The organism is Nocardioides sp. SR21 (assembly GCF_022761125.1).
In the GTDB taxonomy this organism is placed as follows: domain Bacteria; phylum Actinomycetota; class Actinomycetes; order Propionibacteriales; family Nocardioidaceae; genus Nocardioides.
In genome coordinates, this window is sequence record NZ_JAKWJR010000007.1 from 68448 (window position 1) to 90752 (window position 22305).

At 71.6% G+C, this 22305-nt stretch carries 17 protein-coding genes; 10 read left to right on the plus strand and 7 right to left on the minus strand.

Annotated elements, in window-relative coordinates; all coding sequences use genetic code 11:
* The first annotated feature begins 53 nt into the window (after nucleotides 1-53).
* Complete coding sequence (locus tag MJ604_RS14420) at nucleotides 54-3857, plus strand: adenylate/guanylate cyclase domain-containing protein (protein WP_243059191.1); 3804 nt, start codon at nucleotides 54-56, stop codon at nucleotides 3855-3857.
* On the opposite strand, the gene MJ604_RS14425 is transcribed toward MJ604_RS14420, so the two are convergent.
* Nucleotides 3850-5238, minus strand: coding sequence for a vWA domain-containing protein (locus MJ604_RS14425; RefSeq protein ID WP_243059192.1), 1389 nt, complete (start codon nucleotides 5236-5238; stop codon nucleotides 3850-3852). The two genes, MJ604_RS14420 and MJ604_RS14425, sit on opposite strands and share 8 nt — an antisense overlap.
* A gap of 225 nt (nucleotides 5239-5463) precedes the next feature.
* Here MJ604_RS14425 and MJ604_RS14430 point away from each other — a divergent pair, with 225 nt between their 5' ends.
* Nucleotides 5464-7419 (plus strand): thioredoxin domain-containing protein, encoded by a 1956-nt coding sequence (locus tag MJ604_RS14430; protein ID WP_243059193.1) that lies wholly within the window; start codon nucleotides 5464-5466, stop codon nucleotides 7417-7419.
* A 100-nt stretch (nucleotides 7420-7519) separates the two neighbouring features.
* The gene (locus MJ604_RS14435) at nucleotides 7520-8194 is read left to right on the plus strand and encodes a YdeI family protein (protein WP_243059194.1); all 675 of its coding nucleotides are present in this window, start codon (nucleotides 7520-7522) and stop codon (nucleotides 8192-8194) included.
* Here MJ604_RS14435 and MJ604_RS14440 read toward each other — a convergent pair.
* Nucleotides 8180-9157: a DUF5937 family protein gene (locus tag MJ604_RS14440; protein ID WP_243059195.1), complete on the minus strand. Its 978-nt coding sequence runs from the start codon at nucleotides 9155-9157 to the stop codon at nucleotides 8180-8182. The genes MJ604_RS14435 and MJ604_RS14440 overlap by 15 nt on opposite strands.
* A 56-nt stretch (nucleotides 9158-9213) precedes the next feature.
* Here MJ604_RS14440 and MJ604_RS14445 point away from each other — a divergent pair, with 56 nt between their 5' ends.
* The 3 genes from MJ604_RS14445 to MJ604_RS14455 are packed head-to-tail and all read left to right on the plus strand — an operon-like array spanning nucleotide 9214 to nucleotide 13616.
* Nucleotides 9214-10464 carry an MFS transporter gene (locus tag MJ604_RS14445; protein ID WP_243059196.1) on the plus strand — a complete coding sequence of 417 codons (1251 nt, stop codon included), beginning with the start codon at nucleotides 9214-9216 and terminating at the stop codon, nucleotides 10462-10464.
* 60 nt (nucleotides 10465-10524) lie between these two features.
* The gene (locus tag MJ604_RS14450; RefSeq protein WP_243059197.1) at nucleotides 10525-12105 is read left to right on the plus strand and encodes a GMC family oxidoreductase; all 1581 of its coding nucleotides are present in this window, start codon (nucleotides 10525-10527) and stop codon (nucleotides 12103-12105) included.
* Entirely contained in the window at nucleotides 12102-13616 is a 1515-nt protein-coding gene (locus tag MJ604_RS14455) for an aldehyde dehydrogenase family protein (RefSeq protein WP_243059198.1), read from the plus strand. Before MJ604_RS14450 ends, MJ604_RS14455 begins: the two co-directional genes overlap by 4 nt.
* Before the next feature lie 63 nt (nucleotides 13617-13679).
* Here the strand turns inward: MJ604_RS14455 and MJ604_RS14460 are convergent, their stop codons facing one another.
* Together MJ604_RS14460 and MJ604_RS14465 are read right to left on the minus strand one after the other, a co-directional pair.
* The gene (locus MJ604_RS14460) at nucleotides 13680-15248 is read right to left on the minus strand and encodes a methyl-accepting chemotaxis protein (RefSeq protein WP_243059199.1); all 1569 of its coding nucleotides are present in this window, start codon (nucleotides 15246-15248) and stop codon (nucleotides 13680-13682) included.
* A 198-nt stretch (nucleotides 15249-15446) separates the two neighbouring features.
* On the minus strand, nucleotides 15447-16166 hold the full coding sequence (locus MJ604_RS14465; RefSeq protein WP_243059200.1) for a hemolysin III family protein: 720 nt from the start codon (nucleotides 16164-16166) through the stop codon (nucleotides 15447-15449).
* 94 nt (nucleotides 16167-16260) lie between these two features.
* On the opposite strand from MJ604_RS14465, the gene MJ604_RS14470 reads away from it, so the two are divergent.
* The 3 genes from MJ604_RS14470 to MJ604_RS14480 all read left to right on the plus strand — a co-directional run bounded on the left by MJ604_RS14470 (nucleotide 16261) and on the right by MJ604_RS14480 (nucleotide 19592).
* Entirely contained in the window at nucleotides 16261-17037 is a 777-nt protein-coding gene (locus MJ604_RS14470) for an isoprenyl transferase (RefSeq protein ID WP_308194140.1), read from the plus strand.
* Between the two features lie 391 nt (nucleotides 17038-17428).
* Nucleotides 17429-18694, plus strand: a complete 1266-nt coding sequence (locus MJ604_RS14475; protein WP_243059464.1) for a PhoH family protein — start codon at nucleotides 17429-17431, stop codon at nucleotides 18692-18694.
* A 208-nt stretch (nucleotides 18695-18902) separates the two neighbouring features.
* A complete protein-coding gene (locus MJ604_RS14480; protein WP_243059201.1) occupies nucleotides 18903-19592 on the plus strand; it encodes a lytic transglycosylase domain-containing protein in 690 nt (229 codons plus the stop codon).
* 85 nt (nucleotides 19593-19677) lie between these two features.
* Here MJ604_RS14480 and MJ604_RS14485 read toward each other — a convergent pair whose 3' ends face one another.
* From MJ604_RS14485 to MJ604_RS14495, 3 genes are read right to left on the minus strand one after another with little or no spacing between them, the layout of a single operon-like run.
* Nucleotides 19678-21051, minus strand: a complete 1374-nt coding sequence (locus MJ604_RS14485; RefSeq protein WP_243059202.1) for an aspartate ammonia-lyase — start codon at nucleotides 21049-21051, stop codon at nucleotides 19678-19680.
* Complete coding sequence (locus tag MJ604_RS14490; protein WP_243059203.1) at nucleotides 21048-21731, minus strand: spermidine synthase; 684 nt, start codon at nucleotides 21729-21731, stop codon at nucleotides 21048-21050. The genes MJ604_RS14485 and MJ604_RS14490 overlap by 4 nt, the downstream gene beginning before the upstream one ends.
* Before the next feature lie 29 nt (nucleotides 21732-21760).
* Complete coding sequence (locus MJ604_RS14495) at nucleotides 21761-22033, minus strand: zf-TFIIB domain-containing protein (RefSeq protein ID WP_243059204.1); 273 nt, start codon at nucleotides 22031-22033, stop codon at nucleotides 21761-21763.
* Nucleotides 22034-22105: 72 nt separating this feature from the next.
* Here MJ604_RS14495 and MJ604_RS14500 point away from each other — a divergent pair, with 72 nt between their 5' ends.
* Entirely contained in the window at nucleotides 22106-22303 is a 198-nt protein-coding gene (locus MJ604_RS14500) for a hypothetical protein (RefSeq protein WP_243059205.1), read from the plus strand.
* Nucleotides 22304-22305 lie beyond the last annotated feature (2 nt).

Below are 22305 nucleotides of genomic sequence, written 5' to 3' on the forward strand. Positions count from 1 at the left end.
CGTCTCCCACCGGGCGTGGCCCTGGGACACCGCGAGCGGGGGTGGTGACGGCCATGAGCGGTGCAGACGCCTTCGAGGTGTACGTCCCTCGGCTGGTGCGTGAGTGGGCGCTGCACGACGACTCCACGAGCCTGCACCGGCGGATGCCGGGGACGCTCGTGTTCGCCGACGTCTCCGGCTTCACCAAGATGTCCGAGCGCCTGTCGAGGCAGGGGAAGGTGGGCGCCGAGAACATCGTCGGCGTCATCGAGTCCTGCTTCACCCGGCTCCTGGCGGTCGCGAGCTCGTTCGGCGGGACGCTGGTCCAGTTCGGCGGCGACGCCGTGCTGCTGTTCTTCCGCGACACCGCGCACGAGCAGCGGGCGGCCGCGGCGTCGCTGGAGATGCGCCGGACGATTCGTTCGCTCGGCGAGCTGACCCTCGCCGTCGCCGGGGTGCGACTCTCGATGACCGTCGGCGTCCACAGCGGCGACTTCGACTGGTTCCTGGTCGGGCGCTCGCACCGCCAGCTGGTGCTGGGAGGCGCCGCCGCCTCGCACCTCGTGACGCTCGAGGCCGCGGCCGAGCGGGGTCAGATCCTCGTCGGCCCGTCCACGGCCGCTGCCTTGGACAGGCGGAACCTCGGTGCGACGGGCGACACGGCCCTCCGGCTCGTCGGCACGGTGGCGGCACCGCCGTACGACCTCGTGCGGCTGCCGCCGGCGCCGGACATGGATCGGTTCGTCGCCTCCGGGCTCCGTCGCACCGTCGCCGCGGGCCGGGGCGAGTCCGAGCACCGCACGGCGACCGTCGCGTTCGTCGGCTACCACGGCCTGGACGAGGTCATCGAGCGGCTCGGGGCCGGCGAGGCCGCTCGACGGCTCGATGCCCTGGTGGTCGGCACCCAGGAGGCCATCGACGCTCGTGGGATCTGCTTCCAGTCCGCGGACCTGGCGGTCGACGGCGGCAAGTTCTACCTGAGCGCCGGGGCGCCGCTCAGCACCGGGCAGGACGAGGAGAACATGCTGCTGGCGTTGCGGGAGATCGTCTCGCTCGACGTCGGGTTGACGCTGCGCGCCGGTGTGAACAGTGGTCCGGTCTTCACCGGGGAGATCGACGGTGGCGCGCGAGCCACCTTCCTCACCATGGGTGACCCGGTGAACCTCGGCGCCCGCGTGATGTCCAAGGCCCGCCCCGGCACTGTGTACTCCACCGCGCCCGTGCTCGACCGGTCGCGGACCCTGTTCGACCTGACGCCGGTGCCGCCCTTCAGCGTCAAGGGCAAGGCCCGGCCGGTGACCGCGTTCGAGGTCGGTGCGGCCCGTGGCGCCCGCAACGACGTGGCGTCCACCGACGTACCCCTCGTCGGGCGGGAGCCGGAGCTCGAGGCGTTCCTGGCCGCGCGGACCGCCGCGCAGCGGGGATCGGGGACCTACCTCCAGGTCGTCGCGGACCCGGGTGCCGGCAAGAGCCGGCTGCTCCAGGAGTTCCAGGCGGACGACTCGATGCCCTTTCGCAGGGTGGCGTGCCGCCTCTACCAGTCGTCCACCCCCTACTTCCCGTTCTCCGAGCTGCTGGGTGAGCTGCTGTCTCTGTCGGAGACGAACCGGGAAGCCGAGCTCCGGCAGCTCGTCGGCGAGCGTCGTCCGGACCTGATGCCGTGGCTGTCGCTGATCGCGACCGCGTGCGGCGTGCTCGTGGAACCGTCCCCCGAGGTGCTGGCGCTGGAGCTGGAGTTCCTCCACGAGCAGCTCGAGTCGGCCGTGGTGTCCTTGCTCGAGACCGTGCTGACCGAGCCTGTGGTCCTGTGCATCGAGGACGCGCAGTGGATGGACGACGCCTCCTGCCAGCTGACCAACGCCCTGGTGTCCGGTCTCGACGCGCGCCCCTGGGTCGTGATCGTCGCGCAGCGGCCCGATCCGGGCGGCCAGACGGAGCAGATCCGACCCGCCGATGTCGTCCTGCACCTGCACCCGCTCGGCGCAGAGCAGCTCGCCCTGCTCGTGGAGGCGCTGACCGAGAACCACCCGCTGCCGGCGCACGAGGTCGCCACTCTCGTGGAACGCTCGGGCGGCAACCCGCTCTTCCTGCTCGAGCTGCTCAACGCGGTGCAGTCGGGGGACGACGCCGACTCGCTGCCCACCACGGTCCAAGGGCTGCTGACAGCGCGCATCGACCGGCTGGAGAGTGCCGAGCGAACCCTGTTGCGCCACCTCTCCGTGCTCGGCGCCGGCTTCGACCGGGAGTACGTGCACGACGTCCTACCCTCCGGTGCGCGCGACGGCGACGACGGGCTGCCCCAGCTCGACGAGTTCCTGCGCGCGGACGACAGGGGATGGCTCTGGTTCCGGCACCACCTCGTGCGCGACGTCGCCTACGAGGGCCTGCCCTACCGAGTCCGGCGGGAGCTGCACGAACGCGTCGGCGAGTCGATCCTGCGACGCGGCGGCGGCGAAGTCGACGACCTCGTCCCGCTGTTGTCCCTGCACTTCCACGAGGCCGGTCGCCACGAGGAGGCCTGGCGGTACTCGACGGAGGCGGGGGACCGCGCGAAGGCCATGTATGCGAACGTCGAGGCCGCGACCCTCTACCGGCGGGCGCTGCACTCGGCAGCCCAGGTCGACGTCGACGGTGGTGTGCGGGTGCAGACCTTGGAGTCGTTGGGCGACGTCGAGGAGCTGACCGGCAACCTGCTGGGGGCGCGCAAGACGTACGCCGCGGCACGCAGGCTGTCGGCCGGGGAGCCCGTCGTCGAGGCGAGGATGCTCCTGAAGACCGCGTTCATCGACGAGCAGCTCGGTCGCTACGTGAGCGCTGTGCGTTCGGTGTACCGGGGCCTGCGCGTGCTCGACTCCGTCGACGCTGCCGCCGACGACTTGCGAGCCGAGCTCTACGCCTGGCTCGGCGCGACCAGGCTCCGCCAGGGCAGGTTCGCGGACGCCGCGCGCGCCGGGGCCGAAGCCGTGCGCCTGGCCGGTCCGCTCGGCGACTCGCCGACCCTGGCGCGTGCGCTCATGGCGCTGGACGTCGCCCGCAGCCACCTGGAGGGCGGCACCGACCTGTCGGGGACTCGTCGCGCCCTCGCGATCTACTCGGAGCTCGGGAACCTTCCGGGAGAGGCGGCCGCCACGAACATCCTCGGCGCGTACGCCTTCTTCGCGGGGGAGTGGGACGACGCCGTCGCGTTGTACCGACGGTCCCGGATCGCTCGCGAGCGCACCGGCGACCCGGCCGGCATCGCGACCGCGAACGCGAACCTCGCCGAGGTCCTGCTCGAGCAGGGTGTCCTGGACGAGGCCGATGCCCTGCTCGCCTCCGCCTCGTCGGTGTGGCGCGCCGACGACGACCTGTGGAGCGTCGCTTTCGCCGACCGTCTGAGAGGGCTCTGCCGGTGCCGGTCCGGTGCGTTCGAGGCCGCGGGTGTCCTGCTCGAGAGCGCGCGGGCAGGGTTCGCGGCACTGGGCGCCTCGGCCGATGTCGTCGAGACCGACGTCGTGATCGCCGAGCTGATGCTGCTCACGGGCCGGGCCGAGGAGGCGGTCGAGCTGCTCGACCACGCCCTCGCGGGCGATCCGGCGCGCGGAGGGTTGGAGCACCTGCTGCCGGCGATCTACCGACTGCGCGGCACTGCCTGCGCCGTGATCTCGCCCGACAGCGACCTCCAGGACCTGACTCGTGCGCTCGAGATCAGCCGAGATCGCGAAGCAGCGCACGAGGTCGCGCTGGCCATCCGCGCCCTGCAGCTCGTCTCCGGCTGGCGTGGCCAGGAAGTCGTGCCCGCGTTCGCGGCGGAGGGTGCCCGCCTCGAGGCGCGGCTGAGCCTCGGCGTCCGCAGGCAGCCCGAGCCGCGCTACGAGGTCGTCGGCGGGGCTACTTGATCGTGATCTTCGGGTCGGCGTTGAACTTCAGGAAGTACTGGACGCGGCCGTCCGGGCGATAGCTGATCGTGCTGCACGGGATCGGTTCGGGGATGCCGAACCGGTCACGGATCCAGCGGATCAGCAGGTTGCTGGAGCACTGAGCCTTGATGCGAGTGCCGTCCAGGTAGATCGCCGCCTTCAACCGGTCGAGGATCGACACCCGCTGGGCGGTCGTCAGCGTGACGCTGGCGATCGGCCCGTTCGGGTCGGTCGTGGGGAATCCGACGTTGAACCCGGACTTGCACGGTGAGCCGCCGCAGTCGGGTGGCGTGGTAGCGGTCGGAGCGATGGTGACCACCTCGTTGAACTCGCCCGGCGCACGGAACTCCAGTGTCGACCTGCCGGGGTCGGTGGCCGATCCGCTGCAGGTGGCGGTCCCGGTGCAGTCGACCACCACGGTGCCCGCGGGCAGGACGCTGATCGTGCTGCAGTCGCTGACCGTTCCGGTCCCGCCGGCATCCGTGGCGTGCGCGACCGCGCACACGACCTGACCGTTGCCGGCAGCGATCCCGGTGAGGGTCGTGGAGAACGGCGTGGAGCTCTGGCCCTGCGCTGTGACCGGCAGGGTCTGCACGACCGTGCCGTTGACCGTGATGTCGACGCTGTCGAGCGTTGAGTCGATGGTGTCGGTGACGACACTCGGCAGCGCGTCGAGGGACGAGACCACCTGGCACTCGCTGCCCGCCGCGCCCTGGCTGACAGCCTGCTGGAGGGTCGCGCTGCATCCGGCACCGGCGATCGCGAATGCCTTGATGACGATGGCGCCGACCCCGGAGACCGGGGCGGTCGTGCCGTCACCGTCGGTGAGCAGCACCATGACGTCCTTGGGCGACGTCCCCGAGGCCGTGAGCATGTCGCGGGCGCGCGTGATGCCCACGTTGAACTCGGTGCTGCCGGACGACGTGAACGCGCTGAGGTCGTTGCTGAAGGCTGCGGGGGAGACCAGCGGCACCGTCGCCGTGCCCGGGAAGGCGACGACGCCGACCGCGGCGATCGGTGATCGGACCTGGTCGACCGAGGTGACCACGCTCTGCGTGGTCGCCTTCTCGCAGCTGAGTATCGTTCCGCAGGACAGGCCGGAGGACGCGGCCGTGCTGGTCGAGGTGTCGAGCACGAAGGCGAGATCGGTGTCCTTCACCGCGGTGCCCTGGCCGACGTCGACCGTCCCGGCGACCGGGATCCCCGCGCCGGCGACGAACGAAGCGCCGTCAGCAGGGCCGGTCAGCGTCGTCGTGACGGACGTGCCGCCGCCGATCGTTCCGGTGTCCGCGAACCCGGCGGGCGCCATGGTCAGCGCGAGCAACGTGGCGACGGACAGCGCAGTCAGAGTTCGCTTCATGGAGGCTCCACCTCAGGGTCGGGGGCGAGAGATGACTTCCGCGGACCCGCGCGGTGGAACGTTGCCCGAGCAGGTGCGAGCCGGTCCAGCACCCTCGATACGACCGCCTTCCGGGTGACGCGGTCAACGAAAGCGAGCCGCAATCCCCAATGTCGGTGATGTCGTGGAGTCGGTGGGCGGCCGCAGCCGGTCGGGTGGGTTGGCGGAGTGCAGGAGGATGGCGCTGTGGCCAACCGACTCGCCAGTGCGACCTCGCCGTACCTCCTGCAGCACGCCGACAACCCCGTCGACTGGTGGGAGTGGGAGCCCGCGGCGTTCGACGAGGCGCGGCGCCGCAACGTCCCGGTCCTGCTGAGCGTCGGGTACGCCGCCTGCCACTGGTGCCACGTGATGGCGCACGAGTCGTTCGAGGACGCGGCGACCGCGGCGTACATGAACGAGCACTTCGTGAACATCAAGGTCGACCGCGAGGAGCGGCCGGACGTCGACGCGGTCTACATGCAGGCGACGACCTCGATGACCGGGCACGGCGGCTGGCCGATGACCTGCGTGCTCGACCACGACGGCAACCCGTTCTTCGCCGGCACCTACTTCCCGGACCAGCCGCGGCACGGGCAGCCGTCGTTCGGCCAGGTCCTGCAGGCGTTGCACGACGCCTGGCACACGCGTGGTGACGAGGTCGCGCGGGTCGCGGCGACGCTGCGCGAGCACCTGAACCAGCAGGCCACGCTGGCCTCCGGGCCGGTCACCCGCGAGGTGCTGGACACCGCCGTGCGGACGCTGGCGGGCGAGTTCGACCCCGCGCACGCCGGCTTCGGCGGCGCCCCGAAGTTCCCGCCGTCGATGGTGCTGGAGTTCCTCTGGCGCCATGGCGAGCGGGAGATGCTCGGCGCCACGCTCGAGGCGATGGCGCGCGGCGGGATCCACGACCAGCTCGCCGGTGGCTTCGCGCGCTACTCGGTGGACCGCGCGTGGGTCGTGCCGCACTTCGAGAAGATGCTGTACGACAACGCCCTGCTGCTGCGCGTGTACGCCGAGTGGGGGACCGACATCGGCGTCTGGGTCGCCGAGGGCATCGCCGACTTCCTGCTCGGTGAGCTGCGGACCCCGGAGGGCGGCTTCGCGTCCGCGTTGGACGCCGACTCCGAGGGCGCCGAGGGCACCTACTACGTCTGGACGCCGGCCCAGGTCACCGAGGTCCTCGGCCCCGAGGACGGGCCGTGGGCCGCGGCGTTGCTGTCCGTGACCGAGGCGGGCACGTTCGAGCACGGCGCCTCGGTGCTGCAGCTCCTCGAGGACCCGGACGACGTGCAGCGCTGGTACCGGTGCCAGCGGCTGCTCCGCTCCGCCCGCGACCGCCGTGAGCGACCGGCCCGCGACGACAAGGTCGTCGCCGCGTGGAACGGGCTGGCGATCAGCGGCCTGTGCCGAGCAGGCCGGCTGCTGGGGCGTCCCACGTACGTCAAGGACGCCACGGTCGTCGGTGCGCTGCTCTGGCGGGTCCACGTCGTCGACGGCCGGCTGCGCCGGGTGTCGCGCGACGGCGCCGTCGGCGCACCGGCCGGGGTCCTGGAGGACCACGGCTGCGTGGCCGCCGGCTTCCTCGATCTGCTGTCGGCCACCGGTGACCCGGTCTGGCTGGAGCGCGCCGGCGTGGTGCTCGACGCCGCGCTCACGCACTTCACGGCACCCGACGGCGGCTTCTTCGACACCGCCGACGACGCGGAGGCCCTGGTCGCCCGGCCGCGCGACCCGTCCGACAACGCCTCGCCGTCGGGCCTGTCCGCGATGGTGCACGCGCTGTCGGAGTACGCCGCGATCACCGGCTCCGGCCGGCACCGTGACGCGGCCGAGGCCGCGCTGGCGACGGTCGCGTCGATCGCCGAGCGGGCGCCACGCTTCGCCGGCTGGTCGCTCGCCGCGGCCGAGTCGATGCTCGACGGCCCGGTCGAGGTGGCGGTCGTCGGTGCCCCCGGACCCGAGCGCGACACACTCGAGCACCGGGCCCGCCGGCACCCCGGCGCGGTCGTCGTGGTCGCGGACGGCCCGCGCGACGACGTCCCGCTGCTGATCGGTCGCGAGCCCGTCGACGGCGTGCCGACGGCGTACGTCTGCCGCAACCTGGTGTGCCAGCGCCCGGTGACGACGCTCGACGAGCTCGGCGCCGCGCTGACGCGGTGACCAGCGCCGCGGTCGAGGCACGTCGTCACGGGGGGTTTCGAGACAGGCGCCAGCGCGCCTTCCTCGACCACCCGTCGGCGCCACCTGCCACCCTCGTCGCATGACAGCTGGCGCGGATGATGACGTCCCGGGTCGGATGGGCGGCACGCCCGAGCGGCCGGCGCGCTTCTTCCGGGACGCCGAGGAGTTCGGTGCGTGGCTGGCGCTCTGCCACGACTCCGAGACCGAGCTCTGGATGGGGCTCAACCGTGCGCACGTGCCCGATCGCGGTCTCACGTGGGAGCAGGCGGTGCCCGAGGCCCTGTGCTGGGGGTGGATCGACTCGCTCGCCCAGCGCATCGACGACGACACGAGGCGGCAGCGGTGGACGCCGCGCAAGAAGACCTCCCGCTGGAGCAAGGTCAACCTGGACCTGGTCGAGAGGCTGCGCGCCGAGGGGCGGATGCAGCCGAGCGGACTGGCGATCTGGGAGCAGCGCGGTAGCGAGGAGACGGGGTACAGCCACGGGCGTCTCCCGGCGGAGCTCCCCGACCCCTACGCGTCCCGGCTGGCTTCATCGCGAGCGGCCCGCGCCTTCTGGGAGGCCTCGACCGCGACCTATCGCAAGGTCTGCACGGCCTGGGTGACCTCGGCGAAGCAGGAGGCCACCCGCGACCGCCGGGCGGCCCAGCTGATCGCGTGCTGCGAGGCCGGCGAGCTCATCCCCAGCCAGCGGTACGGCCAGGCGCCGAGCTGGGTGGAGCGGGCTGCGGCCGCGGCCTCAGCGGCGCGCTGATGCGCCGACCAGCCGGTCCCCGAGGTCGGAGCGGAGGTAGAGCACCGACCGGCCGTGCCGCGCCGAGGTGAGCAGGCCGCCGTCGCGCAGCGCGCGCAGGTGCTGGTTGACCGCACTGGTCGTCACCCCGAGCCGCACGGCGAGCTCGGTCGACGACGCGGGCGACTCGAGGAGCCCGAGCAGCCTGGCGCGGACGACGCCGAGCAGGTCCGCGAGCGCATCGCGGTCGCCGGGCGCCTGGGCCTCCCAGAGCGTGCCGACCCCACGGGCGCCGTACAGGATCAGCGGCGGTTCGTCGGGCGAGATCGGCGCGGTCGCGTTGCGGCTGAACAGCGTGGGCGCCAGGGTCAGCCCCTCACCGGCGGTCGAGCGCCGGAAGCCGGCCTTGGAGCTCAGCTCCACCCGCACCACGTCGTCGACGAGCCGGATCCGCGGCGACAGGTCGGCGAACATCGCGGCCAGCCCCTCGCGCGCGATCACCCGGCCGCGGTAGACGATGTCGGCCTCGAGCACGGTCCGCATCCGCGGCCACCAGGGCTCGAAGCAGGTGTCCCAGTACGCCGCCAGCGCGCGCACGACCCGGCGCAGCAGCCGGTCCCGGCGCCCGGTGAGCACGGCCGGCCTGCCGTGCGGATGCACCTCGTCGATGTCGTCGCGCAGCACGTCGAGCGAGGTGTCCGCGACTGCCGCGAGCTTGTCGTCGAAGCGGGTGAGAGGTGAGCTCGGTCGCGGGGTGAGGAAGTCCGGGGTCCAGAGGTTGTCGTTGGTCAGCGCGAGCAGCAGCTCGCCGTCGAGGTGCGCCCGGGCATCTGCGGTGAGGTTGAGCCAGGGCAGCATCAGGGGGTAGCGACCGGGCTCGCGCCAGGTCCGCAGCGACAGCGCCAGCTCGTTCAGCGGCGACAGCGCGAACCGCACCTCGCCGAGGTCGGCCCCGGCCAGCTCGTACTCGATCAGCCCGGCCATGTAGCACAACGCTACATCGTTGGTGCCGCCTCCGAGACCCGTGACAGAACTGTCCCGTGCTCGATCGCCTGTCCCGCCTCCTGTATCCCGCCGACCCCGTCCAGCGCGCGCTCACCGTCGCGACGATGAGCGCCTCGCTCTCGACCGGTCTCTTCTACAGCGTCAGTGCGCTCTACTTCACGCGGGTGATCGGGCTGGAGGCGACGACGGTCGGCATCGGCCTGACCATCGCCGGCGCGGTGGGTGTCGTCGCCTCGTTCGTCGGTGGCTACGCGACCGAGCGGATGGGAGCGGATCGCCTCCAGCTGTGGGCGAACGCCGTGCAGGGACTGGCGTTCCTCGCCTACGTCTTCGCCGGGAGCGCGCTCGCGTTCACGCTGGTCGCCTGCGTCGCGGTGGGCAGCCGCAGCCTGCAGGGCACCGCGAAGGCGACCGTCCAGGCGCGCTGGTTCGAGAGTTCCGAGCGGGTCGAGATCCGCGCCCGGCTGCGGGTGATCACCAACGTCTTCATCGGCCTCGGCACCGTGCTCGCGGGTGCCGCGCTGCTCGTCGACACGGCGCCGGCGTACCAGGCCACGATGGTCGCGGTCGGGGTGTTCGCCGCCCTCGCGACCGTGCCGCTGGCCGGGCTGCGCCGGGTCGAGGGCTTCGCCGCCCGCATGGACGCGCACCTCGAGCCCGACCGGGTGCCCGGACCCTCGCCGCTGCGCGACCGCACCTACGTCACGTCGGTCGCCCTGAACTCCGTGATCGCGATGCAGTTCGGCCTCACCAGCGTCGGCGTCCCGCTCTGGATCGTCACCCGCACCGAGGCACCCGAGGTCGTGATCTCGCTGCTGCTGGTGCTCAACACCGTGTTCGTCGCGCTCTTCCAGGTGCGCGCCGCGCGCGGGACCCACGACATCGGCGTCGCCGGCCGGACGGTACGCCGCGGCAGCCTGCTGCTCGCCGCCGCGTGCCTGCTGTACGGCGCCTCCGGCAGCCTCGGCCCCGTCGCGGCGGTCGCGATCCTCGTGGTCGCCGAGCTGCTCGCCTCGTGGGCGGAGATCTGGTGCGAGGCCGGCGGCTGGGGCCTGGCCTTCGAGCTCGCCGACCCGCTCAGCGCCGGGCGCTACCAGGGGCTCTCCCAGACGGGCTACTCGCTCGCCGGCATGCTCGCCCCGGCGCTGGTCACCGCCACCGCGGTCGACCACGGCATGCCGGGCTGGGTGTTCCTCGCGGCGGTCTTCGCCCTCGCCGGGACGGCGGTCGGGGTGCTGGCGAAGCGCGCCGCCGCACGCGCTCCCGAGGTCGTGCTGGTCGCGTAGCCGTCAGCGCAGTACGTTGACACTCTCACTGTGAGAGTCGGCACTGCGCTGAGGAGCGGCATGGCTGAGGACACGTACGACTACGTCGTTGTGGGCGCGGGCAGCGCCGGCGCGGTGGTGGCAGCTCGACTGTCGGAGGACCCGGGCGTCAGCGTGCTGCTGCTCGAGGCCGGCGGCGAGGCGGACGCCGACGAGATCAACGTCCCGGCGGCCTTCGCGTCCCTGTTCAAGACCAAGCGTGATTGGAACTACGAGACCACCGAGCAGAAGCAGCTGCACGGTCGCCGCACGTACTGGCCGCGGATGAAGGCGCTCGGCGGCTGCTCGTCGATGAACGCGATGATCTACATCCGCGGCAACCCGCTCGACTTCGACACCTGGCGCGACCAGTACGGCGCGACCGGGTGGGGGTACGACGACGTGCTGCCGTACTTCCTGCGCTCCGAGGACAACGCCCGGCTGTCCGGGCCGTTCCACGCCCAGGGCGGGCCGCTGCGCGTGGAGGACCGGGGCTACACCCACCCGACCACCGACGCGTGGGTCGAGAGCGCGGTCAGCGCCGGGCTGAAGCGCACCGACGACTTCAACGGCGCGAGCCAGGAGGGCGCCGGGCGCTACCAGGTCACGTGCCGCAAGGGCCGGCGCTGGTCGACGTACAAGGCGTACCTCGAGCCCGCGCGCGGCCGGTCCAACCTGACCATCACGACCGGAGCCCTGGCGTCGCGCCTCGAGATCGAGGGCGAGCGCGCGACCGGTGTGACGTTCCGGCAGGGCGGCGCCGAGCACACCGTCCGTGCGCGTCGCGAGGTCATCGTGTCCGGTGGCGCGATCAACAGCCCGCAGCTCCTGCTGCTCTCGGGGATCGGGCCACGCGCGCACCTGGCCGAGGTCGGCATCGACGCGCGCGTCGACCTGCCGGGCGTCGGCGCGAACCTCCAGGACCACCCGGTGATCCCGCTGATCTGGCACACCCGGGGGACCACGGACCTCGCCGAGCTCAACAACCTGCGCAACTTCGCGCGCTGGAAGGCGCGCGGCACCGGGCCGCTCACGTCGAACGTCGGGGAAGGTGGCGGCTACTTCGCCAGCCGCGACGGTCTGCCCGCACCGGACGTCCAGGTGCACGTGGTGCCGACCGCCTTCTACGACAACGGCCTGCACGAGCCGACCACCCGCTCCTTCACGGCCGCGCCCGCGCTGGTCCACGTCCGGAGCCGGGGTTCGATCCGGCTGCGCTCGGCCGACCCGAGCTGGCACCCCGCGATCGACGCGGCGTACCTCGAGGACCAGACCGACCTCGACGCGCTGCTCGCGGGAGCCCGCCGTACGTTCGACATCTCCACGCAGGGCGCGCTCGCCGACCTGCTCGAGAAGCCGTGGAACCTGCCGGCCGACCCGTCGGACGACGACCTGCTCGAGCACATCCGCCGCTACGCGCAGACGCTCTACCACCCGACCTCGACCTGTGCGATGGGCACCGGCGAGGACGCCGTCGTCGACCCGGACCTGCGCGTGTACGGCGTCTCCGGCCTCCGTGTCGTCGACGCGTCGGTCATGCCCGACGTGCCCCGCGGCAACACCAACGCCCCCACCATCATGGTGGCCGAGAAGGCCGCCGACCTGATCAGGAGCTCGCGATGACCCAGGCCCCCGCCCGCCCGTCGGCCTCGACCTTCGAGTCGATCAACCCCGCCAACGGCGACGTCGTCGGCACGCACCCGATCCACTCGGAGGAGGAGGTCCGCGACGCCGTCGCGCGCGCGAAGGTCGAGGCCGCGTGGTGGTCGGGCCTGTCGTTCGACGAGCGCGGCAAGCACCTGTCGACGTGGAAGGGCGTGATGGTGCGCCGGCTCGCACAGCTGGCCGACCTGATGCACCTCGAGATGGGCAAGCCGCACGGCGACGCCGTCATGGAGGCCGCGCTGGCGATCGACCACCTGAACTGGGCCGCCGGCCACGCCGAGAAGGTGCTCAAGCGGCGCAGGGTCGCGTCGGGCATGTTGATGGTGAACCAGGCCGCGACCGTGGAGTACCGGCCGCTCGGCGTGGTCGGCGTCATCGGGCCCTGGAACTACCCGGTCTTCACGCCGATGGGCTCGATCGTCTACGCGCTCGCGGCCGGCAACGCCGTGGTGTTCAAGCCGAGCGAGTACACCCCGGCGATCGGCGAGTGGCTGGCACGCACGTTCCAGGAGTCGGTCGGCCGCCCGGTGCTCCAGGTGGTCACCGGCTTCGGCGACACGGGCGCCGCCCTGTGCCGGTCCGGCGTCGACAAGATCGCCTTCACCGGCTCGACCGCGACCGGCAAGCGCGTGATGGCGGCGTGCGCCGAGACGCTCACCCCCGTGGTCATCGAGGCCGGCGGCAAGGACTCCGTGATCGTCGACCAGGACGCCGACATCGAGGCCGCCGCGGACGCCGCCCTCTGGGGCGCGTGCAGCAACGCCGGCCAGACTTGCACGGGCGTCGAGCGGATCTACGTCCACGAGCGCGTGTACGACGCGTTCGTCAGCACGATCACCGAGAAGGCCCGGGGCCTCAGCGCGTTCGACGGCGACGACTCGCCGATCGGTCCGATCACGATGCCCAAGCAGATGGACGTGATCCGCGGCCACATCCAGGACGCGCTGGACCGAGGCGGCCGCGCGCTGGTCGGCGGCGCCGACGCCGTGGGGGAGCGCTTCGTGCAGCCGACCATCCTGGTCGACGTACCCGAGGACTCGACCGCGGTCACCGAGGAGACCTTCGGCCCGACGGTGACGATCGCCAAGGTGCGCGACATGGACGAGGCGGTCGAGCGCACCAACGCGACCCGGTACGGCCTGGGCAACTCGGTCTTCAGCAAGGCCAACGGCATGGCGATCGCCGAGCGGATCCGCTCGGGCATGTCCTCGATCAACGGCGTGATCACGTTCGCCGCGATCCCGAACCTGCCGTTCGGCGGGGTCGGTGACTCGGGCTTCGGCCGGATCCACGGCGCCGACGGCCTCAAGGAGTTCTGCTACGCCAAGGCGATCGCGCGGCAGCGGTTCAAGCCGATGCTGAACCTCACGTCGTTCGGCCGGACCGAGAAGGCCGACCAGCAGCTGGCGAGCATGGTCACCATGCTGCACGGCCGCGGCACGACCGTCGGCCCGGAGCTGCGCGACTAGCGAAATGACCGCGGCGGGTGGCGGCGTCCCCGAGACGCGTCGCCACCCGCCGACATGGGGGGGTCAGGCAAGCGTGAAGCGGCCTACCTCGGTCCGCAGGTCCTGGGACATGCGGGAGAGCTCGGCGATCGCGGACAGGGTCTGGCTGACCGCCTGGGTGGTGGTCTCCGCGGCGCCCGCCACCGTCGAGATGTTGGTGGCGATCTCGCCCGAGCCGGTGGAGGCCTCGGCGACGTTGCGCGCCATCTCGTTGGTGGTCGCGGTCTGCTCCTCGACCGCGGAGGCGATCGTGAGCTGGTAGTCGTTGATGGAGCCGATGATGGTCGCGATCTCGCCGATCGCGGTCACGGCGCCGCCGGTGTCGCCCTGGATGGCCTCGACGCGGCGGGCGATGTCCTCGGTGGCCCGCGCGGTCTCCTGCGCGAGCTCCTTGACCTCGTTGGCCACCACGGCGAAGCCCTTGCCGGCCTCGCCGGCACGCGCGGCCTCGATCGTGGCGTTGAGCGCGAGCAGGTTGGTCTGCTCGGCGATCGAGGTGATCGTCTTCACGACGTCACCGATCTCCTGGCTCGACGTACCGAGTCGGGAGACGGACTCGTTGGTGCTCTCGACCATGCCGACGGCCTGGGCGGCGACGCGGGCGGCGTCGTTGGCCGAGCCGGCGATCTCGCGGATCGAGGCGCCCATCTCCTCCGCGCCGGCGGCGACGGTCTGCACGTTGCGCGACACCTCGTCGGCGGCGGCGGACACGACGCCGGCCTGGACCGAGGTCTCCTCGGCGCCCGCAGCGATCTCCTGCGAGGACGCCGAGAGCTGCTCCGAGGCTGCCGCGACCGCGTCGGCGGAGCCGGCGACGGTCGTGACGATGCCGTTGACCGACTCGATGGTCCGGTTGAACGCGACCGAGATGTCGCCGGCCTCGCCGGAGGTCTTCTCGTCGAGGCGGGCGGTCAGGTCACCGGCGGCGAACCGCTGCAGGCCGACGACCGCGTCCTTGAGCGGGCGGACCAGGCTGCGGGTGATCACGAACGCGATCGCCGCGGCGACGAGCAGGCCGATCACCGTGAAGATCAGCACGATGGTGCGCATGCCGTTCGCGGTGTCGATGGTCGCCTGCGAGGCGGCGACCGAGTCCTTGTTGAGGAGCTCGACCAGGTGGCCCAGGGAGTCGTCCATCTTCTCGTTGGAGGCCTGGATCTGCTCGGCGTTGCCGCGCTGGCCGTCCTGGTCGGCGACGGCGGCGTCGATGAACGCCGAGATCTCGCCGGTGTACGTCGCGAAGTCCGCCTCCATCGCGTCGATGGCCTTCATGTCGTGGTCGTCCAGGGGGAGCTTGCGCATCTCGGCGATGAAGCCGGCGACCTGCTCGGTGTCGTCGATCACGTCGGCCTGAGCGGTGGTCGGGTCGTCGAGCGTGACGGCCTTGAAGGCGTCGACCTTGAGCTCGCTGGAGCGGGTGTCGAGCGACTGGACCAGCGCGCGGGCCGCGTTGTGCACCTTGGCGCGCTCGGCGTCGTACGCCACGTCGTCGGCGCGCGAGAAGGCGACGGCGGCGATGAGGATGGCGGACGCGAGCCCGATGGCCGTGATGGCGGCGATCCTGCGACCGACCGTCCAACGGATGTTTCTCATGACGGGCTTTTCCTTCCCAGCGTTCGATGTGAACGCACGACTGACGTCCCCGAGAGCGTCCGGGCCACGGAGCCCGGTCAGGGGGCACATCGGTCGTTGAAGGGTGAACCTGAGGAACGGCGTGGGACGAGATCTATCGGCTAGACCAGGACCCGGGTCGAGTGAACCGCCGATAAATTTCGGGCGAGTTTCGTCCGATCAGCGCAGGGAGTACGTCGCCAGCGAGACGCCGACGTAGTGCGAGACGAACGCCAGGATCGTGAAGGTGTGGAACACCTCGTGGAAGCCGAACCACTGCGGCCACGGGTTCGGCCGCTTGAAGCCGTAGACGACGCCGCCGAACGTGTAGAGCGCACCGCCGACCACGATCAGCGTGAACGTCGCGATGCCGATGCCCACGCCGAGCCGGGTCGCGCCGTCGAAGAAGCTCGGGATGAAGAAGATCGCGGCCCAGCCGAGGGCGATGTACAGCGGCACGTAGAGCCAGCGTGGCGCGTCGGTCCAGAAGACCCGGAACCCGACGCCGAGGACCGCGCCGGTCCACACCGTCGCGAGGAGCACGACCTGCTGGGTGCCGTCGAGGAGGATCAGCGCGAACGGCGTGTAGGAGCCCGCGATCAGCAGGAAGATGTTCGAGTGGTCGAAGCGGCGGAGGAACGCCCACGTCCGCGGCGACCAGGTGCCGGTGTGGTAGATCGCCGACACCGTGAAGAGGATGAGCGCCGATCCGGTGAACAGCGCCGAGCCGATCCGGGTGGCGGAGTTCGGTGACAGCGCGATCAGCACGATGCCGGCGGCCAGCGTCAGCGGTGCGATCCCGAGGTGCAGCCAGCCTCGGAGCTTGGGCTTCACGTCGGCGATGACGTCGGACAGGGTGTCCAGACCGTGGCGCACGGTCTCGTTCATCGACTGGCTCATGGGTTGAACCTACCCAAGGAGCGGTCACGGAACCCCTTCGTGCGATGAACGTCATGTCAACCCTTCGGGCACGCCGCGTCTGTAACATCGAGGGGTGGCGGACTGGAAGCGCGGACTCCGGCGGGTGCTCTACCCGGCGTACGAGGCCCGGATGCTCCGGCGGATGCCCTCCGAGGGACTCCCGAAGCACATCGGCGTGATGCTCGACGGCAACCGGCGCTGGGCCAAGGCCGTCGGCCGCGACACCGCGCACGGCCACCGGGCCGGCGCCGCGAACATCGAGCCGCTGCTCGGCTGGTGTGACGAGGTCGGCATCGAGGTCGTCACGCTGTGGCTGCTGTCGACCGACAACCTCAACCGCCCCGAGGCGCAGCTGGCTCCGCTGCTCGACATCATCGGGGAGGCGGTCGCGTCCCTCGCCGACCAGAAGCGCTGGCGCATCCACCCGGTGGGCGCGCTGGACCTGCTGCCGGCCTCGCTCGCCGAGAAGCTGAAGGCCGCCGAGGAGGCGACCCGCGATGTCGACGGGATGCTCGTCAACGTCGCGGTCGGGTACGGCGGGCGCCGCGAGATCGCGGACGCCGTACGCTCCCTGCTCCAGGAGGCCGCGGCCGAGGGCACCTCGATGGAGGAGCTCGCCGGGATCATCGACGTCGAGCACATCGCGGAGCACCTCTACACCAAGGGCCAGCCCGACCCCGACCTGGTGATCCGCACCTCCGGTGAGCAGCGGCTCGGTGGCTTCCTGCTGTGGCAGAGCGCGCGCTCGGAGTTCTACTTCTGCGAGGCGTACTGGCCCGACTTCCGGCGCGTGGACTTCCTGCGCGCCGTCCGCGCCTACGCGCAGCGTGAGCGGCGCTTCGGTTCCTGAGCTCGCCGAAGGGCGGTTCGTAACTCAGGGTTCACGTCGCGGCTGCGGCGTGTCGCCCGAAACCGCCGGGGCCGCGGCGTACTTTCCGAATATCGGGGAGTGGGGAAGCTCCCTGTACCGGGAGGCCCGTTCGTGAGTACTCACGACTGCACAGTGCGGTGGCCTGGCTGCCGCGCGACCGGGAGCCGGCACTCCGGCGCTCGGGCTCGTTCCGGTCCGTCTGCTTGAAACCGAAGCCGGCGGAGAGTGCGCGCCGGCCTGACAAGGGGTGTCACCGGTGCCGACAACGGTTCAGAAGTCGCAGCGCTCCGCTTCCACCACTGCCTCGAGGACTCGCGCGAAAGCCGCCGCCGCCAAGGCCGCCGTTCGCACGTACGTCCTCGACACCAGCGTGCTGCTGGCCGACCCGGGGGCGCTGCGGCGCTTCGCCGAGCACCAGGTCGTGCTCCCCGTGGTGGTCATCACCGAGCTGGAGGGCAAGCGGCACCACCCCGAGCTGGGCTACTTCGCCCGCGCCGCCCTGCGGATGCTCGACGAGATGCGGGTGACCCACGGCCGGCTCGACGAGCCGATCCCGGTGGGTGACGAGGGCGGCACCATCCGGGTCGAGCTCAACCACACCGACCCGCAGGCGCTGCCGTCGGGCTTCCGGCTCGGCGACAACGACACCCGGATCCTCGCGGTGGCCTGCAACCTGGCCAACGAGGGCTGCGACGTCACGCTGGTCTCCAAGGACCTGCCGCTGCGGATCAAGGCGTCCGCGGTCGGTCTGGTCGCGGAGGAGTACCGCGCCGAGGCGATCAGCGACTCCGACACGGGCTACTCCGGCATGGCCGAGCTCGAGGTCGCGGCCGTGGAGGTCGACGAGCTGTACGACGACGGCGTGCTCGACCTCGCGGAGGCGCGCGACCTGCCCTGCCACCAGGGCCTGGTGCTGCTGTCCGACCGCGGCACCGCGCTCGGCCGGGTCGGCCCCGACAAGCGCGTGCACCTGGTGCGCGGCGACCGCGAGGCGTTCGGCATCCACGGCCGCTCCGCCGAGCAGCGGATCGCGCTCGAGATGCTGCTCGACCCCGAGGTCGGCATCGTCTCGCTCGGCGGCCGCGCCGGCACCGGCAAGTCCGCGCTCGCCCTGTGCGCCGGGCTCGAGGCGGTGATGGAGCGCCGGCAGCACAAGAAGGTCGTGGTGTTCCGTCCGCTGTTCGCGGTCGGTGGCCAGGAGCTCGGCTACCTGCCCGGCTCGGAGTCGGAGAAGATGTCGCCCTGGGGCCAGGCGGTGTTCGACACCCTCGGCGCGATCACCTCGCACGAGGTGATCGAGGAGGTGCTCGACCGCGGGATGCTCGAGGTGCTGCCGCTGACCCACATCCGCGGCCGCTCGCTGCACGACGCGTTCGTGATCGTCGACGAGGCGCAGTCGCTGGAGCGCAACGTGCTGCTCACCGTGCTGTCCCGCATCGGCGCGAACTCCAAGGTCGTGCTCACCCACGACGTCGCCCAGCGCGACAACCTGCGGGTCGGGCGCCACGACGGCATCGTCGCGGTGATCGAGAAGCTCAAGGGTCACCCGCTGTTCGCGCACGTCACGCTGACCCGCTCCGAGCGCTCGCCGATCGCGGCGCTGGTGACCGAGATGCTGGAGTCGGTGGCCATCTGAGGGTGTGATATCGGACTGATCCTGCGTCGGTTTCCCCGGTCAACCGGGGAAACCGACGCACTTCTGAGGCCCCTGGTGCACATGGGACGAATGAGGCGTCTCGAATGTGCAGTTCGATTGGTGTCCGGCCGATCGGTCAGGCAGGGTGGCCCGTGACCTTTTCGTGACCTGTCGCCCCGAGTCCGCCCTACGAACCCGAGACGAGCCCTTGTCGAAGCCCCCGAAGTACGTCCCGAAGCACCGGCACGCCCCGGAGCCCTCGGCCCTCACGAAGGTGCCGCGCAAGGTCCTGCGCAGCACCGTGGTGACGTCGGGTCTCGCAGCGGCGGCGACCGGGCTCGCGGTCTCGGCGGGCGTGCTCGCCGCGCCCGGTGACGTCGCCTCGGTCGCCGAGGACCTCGGGTCGACGGTCTCCGGTGCGGCCAGCGACGCTCCCACGGTTGATGGGTCGGTCGGTGACTCGGCCGATGACGCGGTCGACCGGGAGCCCACCGTCTCCCGCGCGTTCGACCGGCGCGACGCCCCCGACCCGGCCAAGAAGGCCGCGCTGTCGGTCGACGACGGCCCGGCGGTCACGCGCACCGTGAGCCTCGCCGACGGCGACCCCCGCGACATCGCCCAGGCGCTGATGCCGCAGTTCGGCTTCGGCTCCGACCAGTTCGGCTGCCTCGACTCGCTGTGGACCCGCGAGAGCAACTGGGACCCGGCCGCCCACAACCCGTCGTCGGGCGCCCACGGCATCCCGCAGTCGCTGCCCGGCTCCAAGATGGCCACGGCCGGCCCCGACTGGGAGACCAACCCCGTCACCCAGATCACCTGGGGCCTGGGCTACATCCAGGACCGGTACGGCAGCCCGTGCAGCGCCTGGGCGCACTCCGAGTCCGTCGGCTGGTACTGACGCGCTGCGAGCGAGCTCGCAGACGCACGCGGAGAGGTCGAGTAGCGCGACGCGCGTATCGAGAGCGTATCGAGACCTGGGGCACCTAGGGCCGCGTCATCGACTCCACGTCGAGCGCCTCGTCGAGCTGCTCCTCGGTGAGCTCACCGCGCTCGACGTACCCGAGCTTGATCACGGTCTCGCGGATCGTCGCACCGTCGGCGAGCGCCTGCTTGGCGATCTTCGCCGCGGCCTCGTAGCCGACGTGCTTGTTGAGCGGGGTGACCACGGACGGCGAGGACTCGGCGTACTGCCGCATCCGGTCAGCGTCGGCAGTGATCCCGTCGACGCAGCGCTCGGCGAGCAGCTGTGACGACGCGGCCAGCAGCCGCACGGACTCCAGCACGTTGCGCGCCATCACCGGCATCGCGACGTTGAGCTCGAAGCTGCCGCTCGCGCCGGCCGCGGTGACGGCGGCGTCGTTGCCGACGACCTGGAAGCAGACCATCAGCGTGGCCTCGGGCAGCACCGGGTTCACCTTGCCGGGCATGATGCTCGACCCCGGCTGCAGGTCGGGCAGGTGGATCTCGGCGAGCCCGGTGGTCGGCCCGGACGACATCCAGCGCAGGTCGTTGCAGATCTTGGTGAGCCCGACCGCATAGGTGCGCAGTACCCCGCTCAGCTCGACCAGCGAGTCGCGGGTGGCCTGGGCCTCGAAGTGGTTGCGCGCCTCGGTGAACGGCTGCCCGGTCGTCTCGGCGAGTACGGCGATGACCCGCTCGGCGAACCCGGGCGGGGTGTTGATGCCGGTGCCGACCGCCGTGCCGCCCAGCGGCAGCTCGCGGACGCGGGGGAGGGCCGACTCGAGCCGCTCGGCGGCGTACCGCACGGTCGCGGCGTACCCGCCGAACTCCTGCCCGAGCATCACCGGGGTCGCGTCCATCAGGTGGGTGCGGCCGGACTTCACCAGCCCGGCGAACTCCTCGGCCTTGCGCTCGAGGCTGCTCGCGAGCACGTCGAGCGCGGGCAGCAGGGTCTCGGTCACCGCCAGGGTCGCTGCCACGTGGATCGCGGTGGGAAACGTGTCGTTGCTCGACTGGCTGGCGTTCACGTGGTCGTTGGGGTGCACGCCCTCGCCGGCGAGGGTGGCGATCACCTCGTTGGCGTTCATGTTGGAGCTGGTGCCCGACCCGGTCTGGAACACGTCGATCGGGAACTCCGCGTCGTGGTCACCGGTGACGACCTCGCGGGCGGCGGCCGTGATCGCGTGCGCGCGCTCCTGGTCGAGCACGCCGAGCTCGCCGTTGACGACGGCGGCGGCCGCCTTCACGTGCCCGATCGCATGGATCAGCGCAGGCTCGATCGGCGTACCGCTGATCGGGAAGTTCTCGACGGCTCGTTGGGTCTGGGCCTGCCAGAGGGCGTCCTGCGGCACGCGCACCTCGCCCATGCTGTCGTGCTCGACGCGGTAGTCGGTCATGCGTCGGACGGTACCCGTGCCGTGTAGAGCCAGTACTGCTCCTCGCGGTCCTGCAGCAGCACGTCGTGGCCGTAGCCGTGCGCCTGGCCGAAGACCCGGCTCATCTCCTGCTGGAGCTCCGGGGCCTCGGCGGCGGACCAGATCACCAGCACGCCGCCCGGCCGCAGCGCGGCGCGCGCGGTGGTGAGGAACGGCGCGAGGTAGAGCGCGGCGTTCGCGTCGTGCACCAGGTAGCCGGGGCCGTTGTCGACGTCGAGCAGCACCAGGTCGTACGACGCCGGCTTCGCCTCGGCCAGCGCGACCGCGATGTCGGCGACCACCACCGTCACCCGCTCGTCGGCCAGCAGCGCCGGGCCGTGCGGCACGGTGCCGTCGCGCATCCAGTCGACCAGCGCCTGCTCGATCTCGACGACCGCGCACTTCTCCACGCGGCTGTCGCGCAGCACCTCGTGCATCGTGAACCCGAGGCCGAGCCCACCCACGACGACCGCGCGCGGGTCCTCGACCTCCTTGAGCGCAGCCTCGGCCAGCGCCTGCTCGGTACTGGTCTCGAGGGTGTCCATGACGAACACCCCGTTGGCGCGCAGCTCCAGCACGGCAGGGGCGTTCTCCGCGCGGCGCTCGCGCAGCACCAGCTCCCCGCGCTCGGTCTCGGCCCGGGCGATCTCGACGTACTCCACGGGCCGACCCTACGGACCCGTCGGTGGCGTCAGTCGAAGATCTCGCTGAGCCAGCTCTCCTTGCGCTTCTTCTTGTAGGGCTGCTGGTACTGCTGCTGGTAGTGCTGCTGCTGCGGCGGCTGCTGCTGGTACTGCTGCTGCGGCGGGGCGGCCTGCGGCGCCGGCTGGCTGACGGACCGCTCGATGATCTTGTCGAGCTCGCCGCGATCGAGCCACACGCCGCGACAGGTCGGGCAGTAGTCGATCTCGATCCCGCTGCGCTCGCTCATCACCAGCGTGGTCTGGTCGGTGGGGCACTGCATGTGTGGTGTCCTCTCGTCGTTCTTCCGGTGGAACGGATGAGTCCCCCGCAGGGTTCCGGGTACCGCCCCCTCATGACTGAGAACACGCAGGACGGCCAGGTCTCCGAGGTCAGCGCGCTGCGCGACCCCGACGAGTCGATCTCCGACGGCGACGCCGTCGCCGGCCAGCCCGACGGCGCCGATGAGGGGCCCACCGGCCCCGACGCCGTCACCAACGAGGACCGCCAGGACCGCCACCCAGACCAGGACGACGTCGAGACCACCGGCTGAGC

Excerpts from the sequence above, each read along its gene's own strand:
- MJ604_RS14420 (WP_243059191.1), top strand. The coding sequence starts at position 54 with ATGAGCGGTGCAGACGCCTTCGAGGTGTACGTCCCTCGGCTGGTGCGT.
- MJ604_RS14425 (WP_243059192.1), bottom strand. The coding sequence starts at position 5,238 with ATGAAGCGAACTCTGACTGCGCTGTCCGTCGCCACGTTGCTCGCGCTG.
- MJ604_RS14435 (WP_243059194.1), top strand. The coding sequence starts at position 7,520 with ATGACAGCTGGCGCGGATGATGACGTCCCGGGTCGGATGGGCGGCACG.
- MJ604_RS14440 (WP_243059195.1), bottom strand. The coding sequence starts at position 9,157 with ATGGCCGGGCTGATCGAGTACGAGCTGGCCGGGGCCGACCTCGGCGAG.
- MJ604_RS14450 (WP_243059197.1), top strand. The coding sequence starts at position 10,525 with ATGGCTGAGGACACGTACGACTACGTCGTTGTGGGCGCGGGCAGCGCC.
- MJ604_RS14455 (WP_243059198.1), top strand. The coding sequence starts at position 12,102 with ATGACCCAGGCCCCCGCCCGCCCGTCGGCCTCGACCTTCGAGTCGATC.
- MJ604_RS14460 (WP_243059199.1), bottom strand. The coding sequence starts at position 15,248 with ATGAGAAACATCCGTTGGACGGTCGGTCGCAGGATCGCCGCCATCACG.
- MJ604_RS14465 (WP_243059200.1), bottom strand. The coding sequence starts at position 16,166 with ATGAGCCAGTCGATGAACGAGACCGTGCGCCACGGTCTGGACACCCTG.
- MJ604_RS14485 (WP_243059202.1), bottom strand. The coding sequence starts at position 21,051 with ATGACCGACTACCGCGTCGAGCACGACAGCATGGGCGAGGTGCGCGTG.
- MJ604_RS14495 (WP_243059204.1), bottom strand. The coding sequence starts at position 22,033 with ATGCAGTGCCCCACCGACCAGACCACGCTGGTGATGAGCGAGCGCAGC.
- MJ604_RS14500 (WP_243059205.1), top strand. The coding sequence starts at position 22,106 with ATGACTGAGAACACGCAGGACGGCCAGGTCTCCGAGGTCAGCGCGCTG.